Raw genomic sequence first — 18223 nt, 5'->3', positions numbered from 1 at the left:
GACGGGCACTCACCACTCGGCGAGGAGCGGCGGGCCGGGTTCGTGCCGCCGCCAGGCGGCGGCCAGGCGGCCGAGCCTGGCGGGGGCGGCGATGCCGCGCAGGGCGGCGATCCCGCCGTCCTCGACGTCGAACGCCACCACGCCGGAGACCCGGTCGCCGAGCACGAACAGGACGGCGGGAGCGCCGTTGACGCCCGCGTAGTGGAGGGCGGCCGTGCCGCCGGCGAGCCGCCGCTTCGCGGGCGTGGGCTTGAAGCCCGCCCGGACGAGCGTGGCGATGCGCTCAGGCGTGTCGTACATCAGCAGCTTCTCGGCCAGGCCCGCGCCGTCGGAGACCGCGGTCGCGTCGTCGGTGAGCAGCGCCACCAGCCGTTCGGTGCGGCCCGAGAGCGCGGCGGCGAGGAACTCCTCGACGATCCCGCGGGCGGAGGCCGGGTCGATCGCGCCGCCCCGGCGGCGCGCGGCGGCGAGCCGCCGCCGGGCCCGGTGGAGGTGCTGCTGGCTCGCGGCCTCGGTGACGCCGAGGATGCCGGCGATCTCGGCGTGGCTGTACGAGAACGCCTCGCGCAGCAGGTAGACGGCCCGCTCAAGGGGCGACAGGCGCTCCATGAGGGTCAGCACCGCCAGGGAGACCGACTCGCGCTGCTCGAACGTGTCCGCCGGGCCCAGCATCGGATCGCCGTCGAGGAGCGGCTCGGGCAGCCAGGCGCCGACGGCCCGCTCGCGGCGGGCCCGCGCCGACCGGAGCCGGTCGAGGCACAGGTTGGTGACGACCTTGGTCAGCCACGCCTCAGGCACCTCGATCCGCCGCCGGTCGGCGGCCTGCCAGTGCAGGAACGCGTCCTGCACGACGTCCTCGGCGTCGGCGGCGGAGCCCAGCAGCCGGTAGGCCAGCGCGGCCAGCCGGTGCCGGCCGGCCTCGAACCGGCCGGTGTCGAAGCGATCAGCGGCGGTGCCGTCCACGGTGAACACCCTAAGCGGCCACCCTCCCGGAGGGGACGTCCTTGGCGGCGGCCAGGCGGCGCCTGCGCCTGGGCAGGCCGAAGGTCGGGTGCGCGATGCTCCACAGCGACATCGTGAGGATGCCCGCCTTGACCCGCGCGGCCTTCCTCCCGCCCACGTACGCCCGCTTCGCCCGCGCCTCGCCGTCCACGGGCTGCAGGATCGCGTCCCGCCGTCCGAGACTGATGTGGTTGCCCACGTAGACGAGCTTGTTGACGGGGACCTCGCGTCCGGTCAGCCGCGCCATGATCGCGCTCGTGGCCTGGAGGCCGGTGAAGCCGGCCGAGGCGCAGGACATCGGCAGCGGCAGGCCGTTGTCGCCGATGGCGTGGGCGCTGTCGCCGACGGCGTAGACGTCGGGGTGCGAGAGAGCGCGCATGGTGCGGTCGACGAGGATCTGACCGTTCGCCGCGACCTCCAGCCCGCCGGCGGCGGCGAGAGGATCGACCGCGAACCCGGCCGCCCACACCGTGGCGTCGGACGCCAGGGCGGTGCCGCCGGCGCACAGCACCCGTGCCGCCTCGACGGCCTCGACGGTGGTGTGCTCCAGGACGGTGACGCCCAGCCGGTCGCAGGCCCGGCGCAGGTGGCCGCGGGCCCCGGGGGAGAGCGCGGCGCCCAGCTCGCCGCGGGCGACCAGCGTCACCGACAGGCCGGGCCGGGACTCGGCGAGCTCCGTGGCGGTCTCGATGCCGGTCAGCCCGTCGCCGACGACCAGCACGCGCGCCGCGTCCGGCCGGCCCGGCCCTTCCAGGCGGTCGAGGCGTTCGCGCAGGCGCAGGGCGGCGGGCCGGCTGGTGACGTGGAAGGCGTGCTCGGCCGCGCCGGGGACGCCGCCGTCGGCGACGCGGCTGCCGAGCGCGTACACAAGCGTGTCGTAGCCGAGCTCGCCGCCGTCGGAGAGGGCGACGGCCCGGCTCCCGGGATCGACGGCGGTGACCCGGGCCAGGCGCAGGTGTACGCCCGTGCCGGCGAAGACGCCGGCGAGCGTGCGGGCCTCGACCCGGCGGCCGGCCGCGAGCTGGTGCAGCCGCAGCCGCTCGACGAAGTCGGGCTCGGCGTTGACCACGGTGATCCCGGCGTCCGCCGGGGACAGCCGCCGGGCCAGGTTGCCGGCCACGTAGGCCCCGGCATAGCCGGCGCCGAGAACGACGATCCGGTGCTTCATCAGCAGCTCCTGTCGGTTCGCTTGCCCTTCGTGAGTTGAGCGGGGCAGCGCCTCGATTGCTGACAGGAACCGAGTGTGATCTGGGTCACTCGGTGAGCGCGGCGAGCCGGCCCTGGACGCGCTCGGCGTCCGCGCCGCGCTGCTGGGCCAGGTAGAGGCCGAGGGCCTGACGCCAGGTCCGGCGGGCCTGGTCAGGACGGCCGAGCGCCGCCTGGGCCTGGCCGATCCTGTCCAGGGTGTCCGCTTCGCTGTAGGAGTGGCCGAGGCTCTGGAACAGGACGCGGGCCTGCTCGTAGTGCGTGAGCGCGTCGGCGTGCCTGCCGCCGGCGTGGGCGACGTAGCCGAGGCTGTTCAGCATGTCGGCCTCGCCCTCGGGGTCGTCGTGCTTGCGGTAGATGCCGAGCGCCGTCTCGCACTGCGTCACCGCCTCGTCGTGCCTGCCGGACTGGGCGTGGAACCAGCCGATGGTGGCGAGCGCGTCCGCCTCCCACACGGGGTTGCCGAGGGCGCGGTACAGCCCGGCGGCGCGGGTGAGATGGTCCACCGCTCGCCGGTCGTCGCCCCGCGCCTTCTCCGCCCACCCGAGGCCGATGAGGACGTGGGCCTCCGCCATGGCGTCCGCGCTCCGCTCGGCGAGCGTCAGGGCGAGCTCCAGGTGGTGGCGGGCCTCGTCGTTCCGGCCCAGCTCGGACAGGTTGATGCCGAGGTACCGGTGGGCCTGGAGCCGGGCGGCGACCTCGCCGAGCCGTTCGGCGGCGGCGAGGCCCACCTGCCAGAGGGCGAGGTCCTCGTGCCAGCGTCCGCCCCGCCGGTGGAAGGTGCGCAGCGCCCAGGCCAGCCGCCACACCGAGGAGTGCCACCCCTGGTCGGCGGCGAGCCGGTGGGCGGCGAGCAGGCACGCGTGCTCCGCCTCGAACCACGACAGGGCCGCGGCCAGGTCGGGCAACGGCTCGGGACGGCACCCCGCGGCCGGTTCGTCGAAGTCGATGCGTTCCCGGTGCTGCTGCAGCAGCCGGTCGCCGGCCTTCGCGGTGTGGAGGTAGAAGTCGACCAGCCGGCGCAGGGCGGCGGCGCGGGCGTCCTCGGCCACGTCGTCGCGGGCCCGCTCGGCGGCGAACGCGCGGATCAGGTCGTGCATCCGGTAGCGGCCGGGCACATGCTGCTGGATGAGGTGCGCGGCGTCCAGTCTGCGCAGGATCGCGCCGGCCCGGCCGAGGGGCAGCGCGGCCAGGGACGCGGCGGCCGCGAGGCTGATGTCCGGCCCCGGAGCCAGGCCGAGCAGGCCGAGCAGGGCGGCCGCGCCGGTGTCGAGGGCGTCGTACGACCAGGAGAACACCGCCCGCACGCTCAGGTCCGCCTCTCCGGTGTCCAGCGCGTCCAGCCACGCGGAATGATCGGCGAGCTCCTCGGCGAGCACCGACAGCGGCAGGCCGGGATGGGCGGCGACCCGGGCGGCGACGATGCCCAGCGCCAGCGGCAGGTTGCCGCAGACCCGCAGCAGGCCCTCCACCGCTTCCGGCTCGGTGGCGAGCCGGTCGGCGCCGAGGTGGCGGGCGAGCAGGTCGCGCGCCTCGTCCCCGCCGAGCACGTCCAGCAGGACCAGGCGGGCGCCGTGGCCGGCCACGAGGGTGGTGAGCTTGTTGCGGCTGGTGACCAGCACGGTGCACGTCGGGTCGCCGGGCAGCAGCGAGATCACCTGGCTGCTGGCGGCCGCGTTGTCCAGGACGACGAGCAGCCGCTTCCCCGCGACGAGGCTGCGGTACAGCGCGGCCTGCGCGTCCGGATCGGCGGGGATCGCGGCGGGGGCGACGCCGAGCGCGTCGAGGAAGCCGCGGACCGCCACTGCGGGGGACACCGGCTGGGTGCCGGGGGCGAAGCCGCGGAGGTTGACGTACAACTGCCCGTCGGGGAACCGGCCGGCCTGCTGGTGCGCCCAGTGCAGGGCGAGCCAGGTCTTGCCGATCCCGCCCGTCCCCACGATCGCGCAGATCCCCATGGTGTCCCCGGGCTCGCCGGGGTCGTGCTGCGCGGCCGTGAGCGCGCGCAGCTCCTCGGCCCGGCCGGTGAACAGCTTCGGCGGCGCGGGGAGCTGCCGGGGCACCGGCGCCGGCGCGGCCCGGGGCTCGGCCGCCGGGGCGGCCAGCGCCGGATCGGCGGTCAGGATCTGCTGGTGCAGCCGCCGCAGCGGCGGGCTGGGGTCCGCGCCGAGCTCCTCGGCCAGGCGGGTACGCAGGCTCTGGTAGCGGTCGAGGGCGTCGGCCTGGCGGCCGTTGCGGTAGAGAGCGAGCATGAGCTGCCCGGCCAGGCGTTCGTCCAGCGGCCGGTCGGCGGTCTGTGTGGCCAGCGTGGCCAGCAGCTCGTGGTGCCTGCCGTGGCGGAGCAGCAGATCCGTACGGTCCAGCTCGGCCCCGATCCGCTCGTTCTCCACCTCCGCGCGGACGGCGCGGATCCAGGGGGTGTCCAGCTCGGCGAAGGGCTCCCCCCGCCACAGCGCGAGGGCCCGGTCGAGCAGGTCGATGGCCGCCGGGCCCTCCGGGGCGGAGCGGGCCCTCGCGACCAAGCGGTGGAAGCGGTGCAGGTCGACGTTCTCCGGGTCGAGGGTCAGCACGTACCCGCCGGCGCGGCGGGCGATCTCCGCCTCGCCGGCGAGGGCGGCGCGCAGCCGGCTGAGATAGGTGCGCAGCGTCCCTTTGGCCTGGTGCGGGGCGCGGTCCCCCCACACGCGCTCCACCAGCTGGTCCGCCGAGACGGGCTGGTCGGGCTCGACCAGCAGGGCGGCCAGCAGGCTGCGCTGGCGGGCCGGCCCGACGTCGACCGGACGGCCGTCCACGTGAGCCTCGATGCTGCCTAACAGCCGGAACTCGACGGCCATGCGGCTCCAATCCTGGGCGTCGCGCCCGATCTTGTATATCGGCCTTGACTAGGCGATTCAAGGTTCTTTCCACTCATCATCAACGTTCGGAGGCGCACCATGTGCGCGGCCGGGTAGGCCGTCACGCCCGTACCCAAGGTCTTCCTGGTGCGGAGCAGGGCGGCACCCCACCCACGGAAAGCCCATCGACCCCTGCGGCAGTTGCGAGGTGGTGGTCGAGCACTTCGACCTGACCTTCTTCCTCGGCGTGCCCAAGGGCTAGTGAGGCATGATCGGAGAAGGAGGTTCGATGGCTGCCGGTGGTGCGGGGCGGCCCCGGTGGCGGCGGAAGGCGTTGTTCGCGGGGGTGGTGGTGATCGTCGCGCTCGTCGCGGCGGCGGGAGCAGGGGCCTGGTACGGCAGCGACCAGGGGATCAAGGTCGTCCACTACGGCACGAGCAACACCAGGGTGCTCGCCGTGGAGGGTGATCTGGTGACGCTGGAGCAGACCCCGGAGACCGGCAGGCCCGGCACGTACTGGCTGGAGTGGACCGGCGCGTACTCGATGCTGGGCGACGTCGTCGCCCGCGCTCCCGGCCGGGTGACGCGCCGGGTGCTGCGCGGTGCGGTGCCGTCGCTCGGCACCCCCGGCTTCTTCGGCAACGTGCCGCCCGGGGACCCCGAGGTCGCCTGGGGGATCGGCTTCACCGAGACCATGGTGCCGACCGAGCTCGGGCCGGCGCCGGCCTGGCGGGTGCCCGGCAAGGGCGACACGTGGGTGGTGGCCGTCCACGGGCAGAACGGGCGGCGCAAGGCGCAGCTGAAGATCCTTCCCGTGGTGCACCGGCTGGGGCTGCCCTTCATGGCCGTCAGCTACCGCAACGACGAGGGGGCGCCGCCCTCTCCTGACGGGCTGCTGCACCTGGGCGACTCGGAGTGGCGCGATCTGGAGGCCGCCCTGCGTCACGCCCAGACGATGGGGGCGCGGCGGTTCGTCCTGTACGGCACCTCGATGGGCGGCCAGATCGCCGGGCAGTTCCTGGCCCGATCGCCGCTCGCCGGACTGGTGGACCGGGTCATCATGGACGCACCCATGATCGACGTACGGATGACCGCGGAACAGGGCGCCAGGAACAACGGCCTGCCCGGCTTCGTCGCGGGCCTGTCGACCCTGGTCACCGAGTGGCGCACCGGGGTCGACACCGACCGGCTCAGCCTGATCCGCCACCCGCCGGCGACCAGGCCGCCGCTGCTGCTGATCCACACCGTCCCCGACACCGACCACCCGATCCAGGAGGCGTACGGCCTCGTCGAGACGGGCCGGCGGCTGGGGTGGAAGATCCAGTTCGAGCCGTTCCCCGTCGGCGCGCACACGGAGGCGTGGAACGTCGACCGCGCCCGCTACGACCGGCTCGTCGGCGACTTCCTGGCCGGATGCGCGCTTCCGGCCGGCTGCCGGGCGTGAACCGGCGGACGCGGACCCGGTGGTCGCGGGCGGGCGTGGCGGTGGGGACGGCCCTGCTGGTCGCGGCGGTGCTGCGGCTGTGGTCGATGTATCCGGGCGACGTGGACCCGGCCGGCGCGGCGTTCGCGCTCGTCGGCACCACGGTCGCGGTGCTCGCGTGGTGGCAGGCGCGGCGGCTGGCCGACACCGACCCTGAGGCGGCGGCGATCCTGCTGGCCGGGCGGGTGCTGGCCGAGGAGAAGGCGCAGCGGGCGCAGTTGCTGGGCCGCAAGGGCAAGGGCGCCGTCATCGACGTCGACTTCTCCTTCCAGCCGACGGGCGGCCCGGTCTCCGCTCCGCCGGGCGGCGACCTGGGGCACGTGGCCGCCTACTTCCGCGGCCTGCCGGCGCCGCGACGACTCGTGATCTCCGGCGCGGCGGGCTCGGGCAAGACCGTCCTCGCGATCGAGCTGATCCTGGAGCTGCTCGGCGGCAGGCGGCCCGGCGACCCCGTACCGGTGCGGATCTCGGCGGCGAGCCTGGATCCTGACCTGCCGGTGAGGGAGATGCTCGCCCAGCACCTTACGACGGCGTTCCGCCTGAAGCCGGTGACCGCGCGCACGCTCGTGGAGGCGGAGAGGATCCTGCCCGTCATCGACGGGCTGGACGAGATGGACGAGACGGACCGGCCGGGCTACGGGTCGCGGGCGGCCCGCGCGCTGCGCGCGCTGGAGGACTACGAGCACGGGCTGGAGCGCTGCAGCCTGGTGGTGACCTGCCGTACGGACCAGTACGACGCCCTGGTCGCCGACCGGGCCGCCCCCCGGGGCGTCGCCCGCGTCACCGTGGAGGAGGTGACCAGCGACCAGGCGTGGCGGTTCATCCAGGCGGTCACGGACCAGGAGGACCCGGACCGCTGGCGGCCGGTGCTGGACGCGCTGACCCGCGACGGCGACGTCCTGGCGGGGGCGCTCGACACCCCGTGGCGGCTGACGCTGGCGGTCACCGTCTACGAGGAACGCGACCCGCTCACCGGGCGCTACGTGCGCTCCCCGCAGGCCCTGACGGAGTTCGCCGACGAGCCGTCCGTGCGCGAGCATCTCCTCGGCCTGTTCATCCCCGCCCGCCTGGCCGCCGCGGATCCGGCCAGGAAGGGGCCGACGGCCGCGCAGACCCACGCCTGGCTGGCGGTGCTCGCCGGTCATCTGCGCGGGAACGAGAGCGGGCCGCCGTTCCACGGCCGGGTGCTGTCCAGCACCGATCTCGTCCTGCACGAGCTGTGGCCGCTGGCGGGGAACCGCCCGCGGGCCGTCGGCGCGCTGGTGGCCCTGGCCACCTGCCTTCCGGGGATCGCCGTCGTCGCCGCCGCCTTCGTCCTGGTGTTCTCGCAGCTCGACGTCGTGGACGGCAAGGTGTCCGGCCGGACGGTGGCGGCGCTCATGCTGCTCTTCCTGCCGGGCGCCGTGGCGCTGAGCCTGCTGGCGGAGCCTTTCCGGGCCTGGCGGGAGGTGTGGCCTCCGGTGGACGAGGCCGGTCTGCGCGGGGTCCGCGCCGTACGTGACCGCAGGAGCGGCGTGGTGGAGGGCGCGCTCGCGGCCGTGGGCGGCTCGCTGGCGGGGGTGGGGGTCGTCCTGAAGTTCGGCACCGACCTGCCGCTGTGGGTGCCGCCCGTTTTCGGCCTCCTGCTCGGCGTCGGGATGGCGAGCGGGAGAAGCCGGGAGGGCGATCCCGCCGGCCTCCGCGGGGGCGTCGGCGCGCGAGTGATCGTCAGGAACGACGCCGTCCTGACGCTGGTGGCGGCCCTCACGTTCGGGCCGGGGTTCGGGTTCGTGCTGGGCATCTGGTTCGCGGAGCTGCTGGACGGGCTCCCGGCCGTGACGGCGGTCGCCGCGGGCGCGACGTTCGGGATGTCCCTCGTGGCGTCCTGGTCGCCCCTGCTGTCGCGCCGTTACCTGGGGCTGCTCGTGTCGACGCGTGGCCGGCTGCCGTGGCGGCTGGGACGTTTCCTGGACCGGTGTTATGACGCGGGGCTGCTGCGGATCTCCGGGATCGCCTACCAGTTCCGTCACCGTGAGCTCCAGGACTACCTGGCCGCGCATCCCGTGCTCCGCGAGGACGGCTGAGGCGAGAACCGGCCGCTCAACACGCGCTCAACAGCAGGTCAACAGCGGCCGCCCTACCTTTCTCTCACGCCGACAGGCGCGACGACGAGAGAGAGGACAGCAGGATGAAGATGGCAGTGAAGCTCGGGACCGTGGTCGCCGCGGGCGCGGCCTCGCTGGCCCTGGCCGGCATGTCGCCGAACGCGGCCGTGGCCGCCACCACGACGACCTCCATGACGGCGGCGGCGCCCGTCTCCGCGACGGTCATGGCCGCGCCTCGCCCCAGCGTCCGGTGGCTGTGCGGCAAGCGGATCGTCAAGAAGTTCATCCCGGCCTGCTCCCACGGCAGGTGGGAGCCGACGACGATCAAGAAGATGCGGTGCCTCCAGGGCCACGCGCCCTACGTGGGGTGGACCGGCCCGGCGAAACTCGCGTACTGGGCGAACAGGTGCTTCAAGACCAGCGAGTGGGAGAAGTGGTGATCGCCTGACGGTCAGGCGACGCTCCTGGTGCCGAGGACGAGGCCGCCGCCGTCCGCCGGCCGGAACCCCAGCCCGCGCAGCCCGGGGTCGTCGAGCGTGGTGACCACGCTCACGGCCCCGGCCGCGGCCGCCTCGTGGACCGCGAGCCGCGCCAGCGCCGTGCGCAGCTCCGGCGGGACGCCGGGCCGGACGTACGCCACGTCGAGACGGGCGGTGGTGCGGCCGTCGTCCTCCCAGGACGCGGCCGCGTGACCGACGTAGGGCTCCCCGCGGTCGTTGTCGACGTACGCCTGCAGCCAGCAGACGAGCCGCGCCCCGGCGATGAGCCGCCGGGGGACGCTGACGTCCATCCCCGCATCGGCCAGCCAGAAGCCGGCGTCGAGCGGGTCGTCGCCGAGATGGACCTCGCCGACGTGGTATCCGGCGGGCCAGACGGCCTCGGGCGCGCGGCGGTCCAGCAGGACGTGACCCTCCCTGACCGTCCTGCGGCCGCGCACGACCAGCCCGGTCAGGAGCTCTTCCATGAGGAGGGACGCGACGTCCGCGGCCCACTCCTCGGCGGAGTCCACGGTCAGGCCCGTCCACGGGCTCTCCGGCGCGGTCGGGAAGTCCAGTTCGATGGCGTACGTGTTGGGATCCCGCCGCCAGCGGAAGACCACCAGCAGGCGGCCGGCCTCCGCCACGACGCCGACGCCGGTGAACCCCTCCGTCACGACGCCCGGACGTAGCAGGAGCCTCTTGACCGTTTCGACGACTTCCGTCCGGGGCCACGCCGCTGTCACCCGTCCAGACTCCCACACCGAGGTTGGATGAAAGCCTTCCCCAAGAGCTGCCCATGCGTCTTTCGACTCCCTTATCCGGACAGGTAGACAGAAAGTGTGGGATATCGGGGAAACCCGCATCCGTGGGGGCGTCCATCACTGCGCAATCACGCGCTGGCGGTGATTCCGCTGGCCATGATCGTGATCATCACGGCTGCCGACCTGCTGTCCCCGCGCAGCATCCGCTTCGGCGCCCTGCTGGTGGCGGCCCCCGCGATCACGGCGTCCTTCGCCGGAGCGTGGTTCACGGGAGTGATCGGGCTGCTCGCGGTGGCGGCAGAGCTCGTCATCGGCTTCCGCCACGGGCTGATGGGCACCGCGAACATGCGGGCCGAGGTCATCGCCGTGGTCATGGTCTCGGTGTTCGTGGTGCTGTTCTGCCTCCTACGTGACCGCGAGCGGCGGGTCCTCGTGCAGGTGCGCTCCGTGGCCGAGGCGGCGCAGCGCGCGCTGCTGCGCCCGCTGCCCGAGTCGCTCGGCCCGCTCCGGCTGGCCTCCGTCTATGTGGCCGCCGCGGCCGAGGCCAGGATCGGCGGCGACCTGTACGGGGCCGTACGCACCGAGAGCGCCACCCGCCGCCGTTGCTGGTGCGCGCCGGCCAGGTCACGCCGCTGGAGTGCGAGCACCCGGCGCCGCCGCTGGGCCTGGGAGCCCTCGGCGGCGGGGGATACAGCGTCTGCTCGTTCCGCTTCGACGAGGGCGACCTGCTGCTGCTCTACACCGACGGCGTCACCGAGGCGCGCGACGCCGCCGGCGTCTTCTACCCGCTGGCCGACCGGCTCCTCGCCTGGACGCGGGAGGTCCCGGAAGGGCTGCTGAAGCGGGTGTGCGCCGACCTCCTGGCCTACACCGGCGGGCGGCTCGGCGACGACGCCGCCATGATCGCGATCCGCCGCCTGCCCCCGCCGGCGGGCCCCTGAGCGTCGGGCGCGTCGAGCGCCACGGGGAGGCAAAAAGAGTCCACGGGAATTTGCCCATTTTTGTGGCTATTTGCGAAGAGTGTGGAAGAGGTCGGGTAGGAGAGCCGGAGTAAGGAGCGGTGGCGGGCACGCGCCTCAGCGGCTCGGGCCGCTCAACGGAAACTCCGCCGTGCGGAGGGAGCCGATCATGGAAGAACCGCGTTACGGACGCACCCAGCAGACCTCACGGGAGCACATCTCGGAGGCGGTGCCCCAGCCGCGTCAGGCGGACCGGACGGAGACGGCCCCCGCGACGAGGGCGGAGCCACGGCCCAGCGGCTGGCTCGGCTGGGTGATGTTCGCCGGCATCGGGATGATCATCCTGGGCGCGTTCCAGGCGTTGATGGGCCTGGTGGGGCTCTTTCACCAGGGCTTCTACCTGGTCACCGCCAACAACCTGGCGGTCCCGGTCAACTTCACGGCCTGGGGATGGTTCCACCTGATCGTCGGGGTGGTCGTCCTGCTCGCCGGCATCGCCGTCATGTCGGGCAAGACCTGGGGACGGGTGGTCGGGATCACGCTCGCCGCCATCCAGGCGTTCGTGAACTTCGCCTGGCTCCCCGCCTATCCCTTCTGGTCGTTCATCATCATCGCCTTCGACGTCCTCGTCATCTACGCGCTGGCCGTGTACGGCAAGGAGATGAAGGCGTTCAACAGAGCCGGCATGACGTAGCCGGCATCGGAGGAGGCCGTCGTCACCTGGATGGCGGCGGCTTCCCCCCGCTGGCCGGCGGGGGCGCCTGTGTGGCCCCGCCGGCCGGCTCCTGCAGCTCCTGACGGGTGACGAACGTGTCGACCAGCGAGTGCAGCATGGCCACCACGGGCACGGCCAGCAGCGCGCCCATCGCGCCGAACAGCGACGCCCCCAGGATCACGGCCGCGAAGGACACCCCGGGATGGATGTCCACGGCCCGTGAGCTGATCTTCGGCTCCAGCGTCAGGTTCTCCACCTGCTGGTAGAGCACGCCCCAGCCGAGCGCCGCCAGGCCGATCCAGGGATGGGGCGAGACCAGCCCCACCACGACCGGCAGGGCGATGGAGATGTAGGTGCCGATGGTGGGCACGAGCTGGGCGACCAGACCCGTCCACGCCCCGAGCGCCAGCCACGACGGCATGCCGATCAGCAGGAACACGAGGGCCGAGGCGGTGCCGTTGACGGCGGCGAGGACGAGGCGGGAGGAGACGTACCCGCCGGTCTTGATCGTGGACACGTCCCAGACGTTGACGAAGACCTGCTGGACCCGGCCGGGCAGCAACTGCGCGATCCACCGGCGCAGCGCCGGCCCGTCGGCCGACAGGTAGAACGTCAGCAGCAGCAGGGTGAACAGGTTGAACACCGCCCCCGTCACCGTCCCCAGCAGGCCGAGCACGCCGCTGAGCGCGCCCTGCGCGTACGTGGCCGCCTGCTGCGGGGTCAGGTTGAGCGAGGCGAGGATGCCGGAGATGTCGTAGCGGGTGCCGAAGCGGGCGTTGACCCAGTCGACGACCCCGGCGACGACGTCGGGCAGCGCCTTCAGCAGCACCGCGACCTGCCGGACGAACAGGCTGCCGAACAGCGCGAGGAAGATCGCCAGGCCGAGGATGAACAGCGTCATCACCAGCAGCGTGGCCGTGCCGCGGCGCGTCCGCCGGGACAGGCGGCGCACGGCGGGCTCCATGGCGAGCGACAGGAACCACGCCATCACCAGCATGGCGACCAGCGATCCGGCGTCGACGAGCACGAAGCGGACGAAGAACGCGGCGGCGACGACGGCCGCCAGGACGAGCCCGGCACGCCAGATGTTCGCGGGCGCGAGCAGCACCTGCACCGTGGGTCTCGGTTCCATCGGTCATCAACGTACAAGCCGGGGCCGCTTGAGCTGGGCCTTCATCCCCTGGCCCGGTGGAGAAGCTTGGCCGAATGTTGGGACTAGCGGAGGCGGGAAAGCGGGCATAAACCTATAAAAGGCGCAAAACGGTCTAGTGCCGAAAGGAGCGCCGCGATGGGCGACTACCCTCTGCTCAATCTCTTCTGGACCATGCTCGTGTTCTTCATGTGGGTCCTGTGGTTCATGCTGCTCTTCCGCGTCATCGGCGACCTGTTCCGCGACGACGACGTCAGCGGATGGGGCAAGACCGGCTGGACCGTCGTGCTGGTGCTCCTGCCCTTCGTGGGAGTCCTCCTCTACCTGATCGTCCGCGGCAAGGGCATGGGCCGGCGCGAGATGGCGCGGCTGCAGGCGAACGAGGAGGCGTTCCGCGCCTACGTGCGCGAGACCGCCGCCGGCTCGGGGACAGCCGGCTCGGGGACCGGCGGCGAGCTGGCCAGGCTCGCCGACCTCAAACGCCGCGGCGACCTCACCGACGACGAGTACGAACGCGCCAAGACCAAGGTCCTCGCCGGGGTGTGATCCCCGCCCGAGCGGGGACCGCCCTGGTCAGGGGCGTTCGAAGGAACGGAGCAGCCGGCCGAGCCGCTCCTCGAAGGCGGGAAGGTCCAGCCCGCCGTCAGGGAGCAGGTCGCCCAGCGCGTCGGCCATCAGCCTGCGGCTCTGCCGTTCGGCGTCGTCCTGGGCCCGGGTGACGGCCAGCATCAGCTGCTCGGCCAGCGACCTGCTGTCCAGGCGCATGGCGCGCGGCGTGATGACGATCTCCCGTACGGTGCCGTCCACGGCCGCGGTGGCCTTCACCTGACCGTCCGCGGCCTCGCCGGCGCCGATGATCTCGTCCAGCTCGCGCTGCCCGTCGTCCATCCAGGCGAGGATCTTCGCGGCCTGCTCCGCGTCCCGCTCCAGGTCCGCCTCGCGCCAGTTGGCGGGGTCCGCGTCGAATCTACGCACTTCGTCTCCTCACACCCGGGCGGGTCAGGCGCCACCCGGTGTCCGCTCACGGCGACGGCGAGAACCCGTCGATCTCGTCGGCGACCTGCTCGATCCTGCGGCGCACGTACGTCTCGTCCAGCGGTTCCGGCAGGCTGTCCGCGCGGGCCCGCGCCCGCTCGACGATCTCGTACGACCTGCGCCCGGCCGCCTCCTGCGCCGCCCGGGTCGCCGCCATGACCTGCCTCGCCAGCTCACCGGCCGGCAGGCGCATGACCCGAGGGTTGAGCGTGATCGCCTTGAGCCGCCCGCCGCCTCCCGCCATGACGCGCACCATGCCGCCGCCCGCCTCGCCCACGCCCGTGACCTGCGCGATCTCGGCGCGGGCGGAGCCGAGCTCACGCATGACCTCCTCGGTCTGCCGGAGGACCCGTTCGAGGTGTTCGAGGTCGTCGTTCCAAGGGCCCGAGGACGACATCGCACACTCCTTCACCAGACGCCGGGGACGGCACGCCCGGGCAAGATACCAGCCCGCGATCCGCCCGTTAACCTACGCTTCATGGATTCGGAACTTCGGCTGGTCCACGGGTCGCTGGAGACGGCTTCGGCGCACCTGAGAGGTGACGGGACGGACTACGCGGCGGCGCTGCGGCGATTACGGCAGCGTGGCGACGCCGCCTCGTGGGGCGATGACGGCCTGCTGCGCCCGCTGGTCACCGCGTACAGCGAGTGCACCGCGATCGCCCTGGCCGCCTACACCCACATGAGCGACCTGATGGGGTCCACGGGAGACGCGCTGGCGCTGTCGAGCCGGCGGGTGTCGGACGTCAACGAGGCGACCGTCCAGGACATCGGCGACCTGACGGACACGTCATGGGTGTGACCCTGCCGCTCTGGGCGGACGGCGTCCTGGCCCTGGCGGGGATCCCCTTTCCCAACGTCGACGAGGACGAGCTGCGGCTGGACGCGGACGCGTGGCGCACCGTCCTCGCCGGCACCTCGGCGGCCGGCGCCCGCGCGGACGCCACCGTCGCCGGGACCACCAGCCCGGCCGCCTACCAGGGCGATTCCGCGACGGCCCTGACCGGCTACTGGCAGACGACGGGCGGGGGCGGGCACCTCGCCGACGCCGCGGCGGCGGCCAGGTACGCGCCGGTGATCCTCGACGGCGCGGCCGGCGTCATCACCGCCACCAAGGTCGGGGTCATCTCGTACGCGGCGTCGTGCGCGGTCAAGCTCTCGGCCACCATGCTGGCGGGCGGGCCGCTCGCCCTCGGCACCGCCGCGGCCACGGTCCTCGGCACCCGGTACGCCATGGGCAGGATCCTCAAGCAGGCCGGCGAGGGCGGCGCCCGGGTGCTCGCCCCCGGCCTCGCCCGGCGCGTCACCCAGCCGCTGGCGAACATCCTCAGGAACGCCCGCGGCCCGTGGGGCGGCGGCCCTCCTCTCGCCCTGGCCGGCGGCCCCCGCCTGCCCGCCCGCCTGCCCCGCAGGCCCTCCGGGATGGACGGCCCCAAGGGCCCCACCATCGCCCCGATGTCCAAGTGGAAAAGGTCCAACTCGCCCAACAAGACGAACTCGGGTACACACAGGGGCAGCGCCAAGAAACCGTCGAGGACCGACGCGGAGGCGGCCGCGAGGCGGGCGGCGGCCGACGGCGGTCCCCGGGCGCATTTCCGGGGGGTGTGCAACAAAGGGGGCCACTACCACGTGGACTACCTCAACAACAAAGGTGAGATCATGCACACCAGGCACTTCGACTTCGAGGACTGAACATCGTGACCGACTCCCATGACGGCAAGGGCGCGACCGGGCACAACGACCTGCTCCTGGGGGCCGCCGACCTGGGCGCCGCCGTCGAGCGGCACGCCCTGATCCTCACCGAAGCTCCCGAGGACTACAAGCGGGTGACGGCGGCGGTCAACGAACTCCGCGCCTCCGCCCTCGCCTACGCCGCCCTCTGCGCCGACCTCGCCGGATGGGGCAACCCGCTCGGCGACCTGGAGAACGAACCGGCCCCCGGCGAGGAAGAGGAAGAGGAGGATTCCGGCGACACCGAGCACAGCCCGGTGGTGCACCTGGAGGCCCACTACCGGATCCGCGTCCCCGACGTGGAGGCCGCCGAACGCCTCCTGGGCGAGACCTCCTCCGACGACCTGCTGGGCGCCCCCTCGGACGTCGTGGCGCAGCTCTTCATGCGCGACGGCTGGGACCCCTACCAGTACGGCGGCGCCCTCCAGACCGAAGAGGTGTCGTGGACCTGCGGCCCCGACGCCTCGTGACCGCCTGCCGGACGAGGACGCTCCACCTCCAGGATGACAGGTGATCATCCACGCGGCGGACGACGCCGGGCGCACCGCCTCCCTAGCCTGCTCCGTGCGATGGGGCGCATTCGGCCCCCCATGCGGACACAAAGGTGGGAAATGAACACGGGGAAGACGCGTACCAGCCTTGACAACATCGCGGCCCTGGGCGCCGAGCTCGACGAGGGCCAGCTGCTCCAGGTGAGCGGCGGCGCCAAGAGCCAGGTCATCGTGATCCACGGTGGCCACTCGCACACCTCCGGCGACAGCAACTAGCCGGCTGCGGGGGGCGTGGCCTGGTCGCGCCCCCCGACCGCGAACCACGCTGATGATCCTCGTCCTCACCTGCGGCGGAGATGAGCACGCCGAACGAGTCGTGGAGACCCTCGCCGGGGAGGACGTGACCGTCTTCGACCCCGCGCTGTTCCCCGCCGCCGCGACCCTGGAGATCGGCCATCCGGGGGACGGCTCGACCGTCCGGACCCTCACCCACGGCGGACGCCGTCTCGTCCTCGACGAGCTGACCGCGATCTGGTACCGCCGCCCCGGCAACCCGGTGGCCCATCCGTCGACCGTCGCCCGCGAGCACGTCGAGGAGGAGTGCCGCGTCATGGCCGAGAGCCTGTGGGACGCCCTGGGCTGCCTGAAGGTCCCCGCCTCCCGGCCGGTCATCGACCGGGCGGGGCGCAAGCCGTACCAGCTCGAAGTGGCCAGGCGGCTCGGCTTCGACCTGCCCGCGACGCTCGTCACGAACGATCCCGAGTCCTTCCTCGACTTCTACGACCGGCACGAAGGCCGGGTGATCACCAAGCCCGTGCACGGCAACCAGCTCGAAGCGGACGGCGAGCGGTTCGGGCGGTTCGCGGCGCCCGTGACCCCGGCGGACCTCGGCCACGCCGACGCGCTGCGCCTGTGCCCGGTCATCGTCCAGGCGTACGTCCCCAAGCGGGTCGAGGTGCGGGTGACCGTGGTGGGCGGCCAGATCTTCGCGGCGGAGATCCACTCGCAGGTCAGCAACCACACCCGCTACGACTGGCGGCACTACGACCCCGGCGCCACCCCCGTGCTGACGCACGACCTGCCCGCCGACGTCTCCCGGCGCTGCCTGGAGCTGGTCGAGCGGCTCGGGCTGTCCTACGGCGCGATCGACCTGATCCTCACGCCGGACGGCCGCCACGTCTTCCTGGAGATCAACCCCAACGGCCAGTTCCTGTGGATCGAGGACGCCACCGGGCTGCCGATCAGCGCCGCGATCGGCGACCTGCTGAAGAGCGGAGTGGAGCGATGACGTACGGGCCGATGCTCGCCGACGCGGTCGGACTGCTCAGCTCGGGCGCGCCCGGGCGCGGCCTGGAGGAGTTCCGCGCCGCGTACCCGCGCGCCCGGACGCGGCTGGTCGCCCAGCGCGAGGAGTTCGACGGCTCGCTGCACCACGCCCTGCTCATCAAGGACGGCGACGGCGCCACGATCTCGCTGTCCTGGTGCCCCGACCGGGCCCTGCCGTGGCCGTTGCGCGGCGTGCACCGCGCCGGCGAGCACCTGCTGCTCCGGGTCAACGGCGTCGAGACGCCGGTGGCCAGGGCGATCGCCTGCCTCGACTTCATCTGGGACGAGTCCGCGCTGGCCGACCGGCTCATCGCCGACAGCCTCGTACGCGAGGAGCTGGAGGAGACGCGGGAACCGCTGAGCGACGCCGCGCTGCAGGAGGCGATGGACGCCTTCCGGCGCGCGCGCGGCCTGCTGACCGTGGAGGCGACCCGGGCCTGGATGGATCACCACCGCATCTCCCACCAGGAGCTGGAGGAGCTGGTCGCCGTCGAGGCCGCCGTCGCCGCGCTCCGCGCGCGGGTGGCCGAGGGCCGGGTGGAAGGCTGGTTCGCCGAGCACGGCGCGCAGCTCGACGTGGCCCGCGTCGCGCGGGCGGTGTTCGTCACCGAACCGGCCGTGCCCGGCGCCGCCGACTTCCTCCCCACGGTCGAGCGGGCCTTCGCCGACGGCAGCGCCCTTCCCGGCGAGGTCTTCGCCACCCTCCGCCGCGGCGACCTCGAACGGGAGACGGCGGAGCGGATCTTCGGGGCCGCTCCGGGGACGGTCGCCGGGCCGTTCCCCGTGGCGGGCGGGCACCTGCTGGTCAAGGTCCTGGCGGTGGAGCCGGCCGTGCTCGACGCGACCGTACGCGGCCTCGTCGAACGCCGCATCTTCAGCGAATGGATCGAGGAACGCAGGAACGCGGCCAAGATCGAGTGGTTCTGGGGGATCGCGGAACGGACGGCGGGCTGAACCCGCTCGGCCG

At 73.3% G+C, this 18223-nt stretch carries 20 protein-coding genes; 12 read left to right on the top strand and 8 right to left on the bottom strand.

What is annotated here, in order from left to right:
• Positions 1–9: 9 nt before the first annotated feature.
• The 3 genes from Nocox_RS40110 to Nocox_RS40100 all read right to left on the bottom strand — a co-directional run bounded on the left by Nocox_RS40110 (position 10) and on the right by Nocox_RS40100 (position 5042).
• On the bottom strand, positions 10–963 hold the full coding sequence (locus tag Nocox_RS40110; protein WP_026214850.1) for a sigma-70 family RNA polymerase sigma factor: 954 nt from the start codon (positions 961–963) through the stop codon (positions 10–12).
• 10 nt (positions 964–973) lie between these two features.
• Complete coding sequence (locus Nocox_RS40105; protein ID WP_020545545.1) at positions 974–2170, bottom strand: NAD(P)/FAD-dependent oxidoreductase; 1197 nt, start codon at positions 2168–2170, stop codon at positions 974–976.
• An 85-nt stretch (positions 2171–2255) separates the two neighbouring features.
• A complete protein-coding gene (locus Nocox_RS40100) occupies positions 2256–5042 on the bottom strand; it encodes an AfsR/SARP family transcriptional regulator (protein WP_020545546.1) in 2787 nt (928 codons plus the stop codon).
• Positions 5043–5331: 289 nt separating this feature from the next.
• On the opposite strand from Nocox_RS40100, the gene Nocox_RS40095 reads away from it, so the two are divergent.
• From Nocox_RS40095 to Nocox_RS40085, 3 genes are all read left to right on the top strand, one after another.
• Positions 5332–6486, top strand: a complete 1155-nt coding sequence (locus Nocox_RS40095; protein ID WP_063711682.1) for an alpha/beta hydrolase family protein — start codon at positions 5332–5334, stop codon at positions 6484–6486.
• Positions 6456–8588, top strand: coding sequence for an NACHT domain-containing protein (locus Nocox_RS40090; protein ID WP_020545548.1), 2133 nt, complete (start codon positions 6456–6458; stop codon positions 8586–8588). Before Nocox_RS40095 ends, Nocox_RS40090 begins: the two co-directional genes overlap by 31 nt.
• A 104-nt stretch (positions 8589–8692) precedes the next feature.
• Complete coding sequence (locus Nocox_RS40085; RefSeq protein WP_157383296.1) at positions 8693–9049, top strand: hypothetical protein; 357 nt, start codon at positions 8693–8695, stop codon at positions 9047–9049.
• An 11-nt stretch (positions 9050–9060) separates the two neighbouring features.
• Here Nocox_RS40085 and Nocox_RS40080 read toward each other — a convergent pair whose 3' ends face one another.
• Together Nocox_RS40080 and Nocox_RS40075 are read right to left on the bottom strand one after the other, a co-directional pair.
• Positions 9061–9762: a hypothetical protein gene (locus tag Nocox_RS40080; RefSeq protein ID WP_020545550.1), complete on the bottom strand. Its 702-nt coding sequence runs from the start codon at positions 9760–9762 to the stop codon at positions 9061–9063.
• Positions 9763–9977: 215 nt separating this feature from the next.
• Entirely contained in the window at positions 9978–10223 is a 246-nt protein-coding gene (locus Nocox_RS40075) for a hypothetical protein (protein WP_020545551.1), read from the bottom strand.
• Between the two features lie 234 nt (positions 10224–10457).
• Here Nocox_RS40075 and Nocox_RS40070 point away from each other — a divergent pair, with 234 nt between their 5' ends.
• A complete protein-coding gene (locus Nocox_RS40070; protein ID WP_246649929.1) occupies positions 10458–10790 on the top strand; it encodes a SpoIIE family protein phosphatase in 333 nt (110 codons plus the stop codon).
• 187 nt (positions 10791–10977) lie between these two features.
• Complete coding sequence (locus tag Nocox_RS40065; protein ID WP_211212761.1) at positions 10978–11502, top strand: DUF7144 family membrane protein; 525 nt, start codon at positions 10978–10980, stop codon at positions 11500–11502.
• A gap of 22 nt (positions 11503–11524) precedes the next feature.
• Here Nocox_RS40065 and Nocox_RS40060 read toward each other — a convergent pair whose 3' ends face one another.
• Positions 11525–12655, bottom strand: coding sequence for an AI-2E family transporter (locus Nocox_RS40060; RefSeq protein WP_157383297.1), 1131 nt, complete (start codon positions 12653–12655; stop codon positions 11525–11527).
• A gap of 156 nt (positions 12656–12811) precedes the next feature.
• Between Nocox_RS40060 and Nocox_RS40055 the strand changes: the two genes are divergently transcribed.
• Complete coding sequence (locus Nocox_RS40055; RefSeq protein ID WP_020545555.1) at positions 12812–13219, top strand: SHOCT domain-containing protein; 408 nt, start codon at positions 12812–12814, stop codon at positions 13217–13219.
• A gap of 27 nt (positions 13220–13246) precedes the next feature.
• On the opposite strand, the gene Nocox_RS40050 is transcribed toward Nocox_RS40055, so the two are convergent.
• Both Nocox_RS40050 and Nocox_RS40045 read right to left on the bottom strand, forming a co-directional pair.
• The gene (locus tag Nocox_RS40050) at positions 13247–13648 is read right to left on the bottom strand and encodes a YbaB/EbfC family nucleoid-associated protein (protein ID WP_020545556.1); all 402 of its coding nucleotides are present in this window, start codon (positions 13646–13648) and stop codon (positions 13247–13249) included.
• 46 nt (positions 13649–13694) lie between these two features.
• Positions 13695–14105, bottom strand: coding sequence for a YbaB/EbfC family nucleoid-associated protein (locus Nocox_RS40045; RefSeq protein ID WP_020545557.1), 411 nt, complete (start codon positions 14103–14105; stop codon positions 13695–13697).
• A gap of 81 nt (positions 14106–14186) precedes the next feature.
• Here Nocox_RS40045 and Nocox_RS40040 point away from each other — a divergent pair, with 81 nt between their 5' ends.
• The 6 genes from Nocox_RS40040 (at position 14187) to Nocox_RS40015 (ending at position 18210) form a co-directional block, all read left to right on the top strand.
• The gene (locus tag Nocox_RS40040) at positions 14187–14510 is read left to right on the top strand and encodes a hypothetical protein (RefSeq protein ID WP_020545558.1); all 324 of its coding nucleotides are present in this window, start codon (positions 14187–14189) and stop codon (positions 14508–14510) included.
• Entirely contained in the window at positions 14501–15400 is a 900-nt protein-coding gene (locus tag Nocox_RS40035) for a WXG100-like domain-containing protein (protein ID WP_157383298.1), read from the top strand. The genes Nocox_RS40040 and Nocox_RS40035 overlap by 10 nt, the downstream gene beginning before the upstream one ends.
• Before the next feature lie 5 nt (positions 15401–15405).
• Positions 15406–15909 (top strand): hypothetical protein, encoded by a 504-nt coding sequence (locus Nocox_RS40030; RefSeq protein ID WP_020545560.1) that lies wholly within the window; start codon positions 15406–15408, stop codon positions 15907–15909.
• Between the two features lie 141 nt (positions 15910–16050).
• Positions 16051–16206 (top strand): hypothetical protein, encoded by a 156-nt coding sequence (locus Nocox_RS40025; protein WP_020545561.1) that lies wholly within the window; start codon positions 16051–16053, stop codon positions 16204–16206.
• Between the two features lie 52 nt (positions 16207–16258).
• Positions 16259–17218 carry an MvdC/MvdD family ATP grasp protein gene (locus Nocox_RS40020; RefSeq protein WP_020545562.1) on the top strand — a complete coding sequence of 320 codons (960 nt, stop codon included), beginning with the start codon at positions 16259–16261 and terminating at the stop codon, positions 17216–17218.
• Complete coding sequence (locus tag Nocox_RS40015) at positions 17215–18210, top strand: TIGR04500 family putative peptide maturation system protein (RefSeq protein WP_020545563.1); 996 nt, start codon at positions 17215–17217, stop codon at positions 18208–18210. Before Nocox_RS40020 ends, Nocox_RS40015 begins: the two co-directional genes overlap by 4 nt.
• Positions 18211–18223: the final 13 nt, after the last annotated feature.

This window comes from Nonomuraea coxensis DSM 45129 (assembly GCF_019397265.1).
GTDB classification, from domain to species: Bacteria; Actinomycetota; Actinomycetes; order Streptosporangiales; family Streptosporangiaceae; genus Nonomuraea; species Nonomuraea coxensis.
The sequence above is the reverse complement of the archived record's forward strand: the minus strand, read 5'-3'. Positions and strand labels throughout refer to the sequence as shown.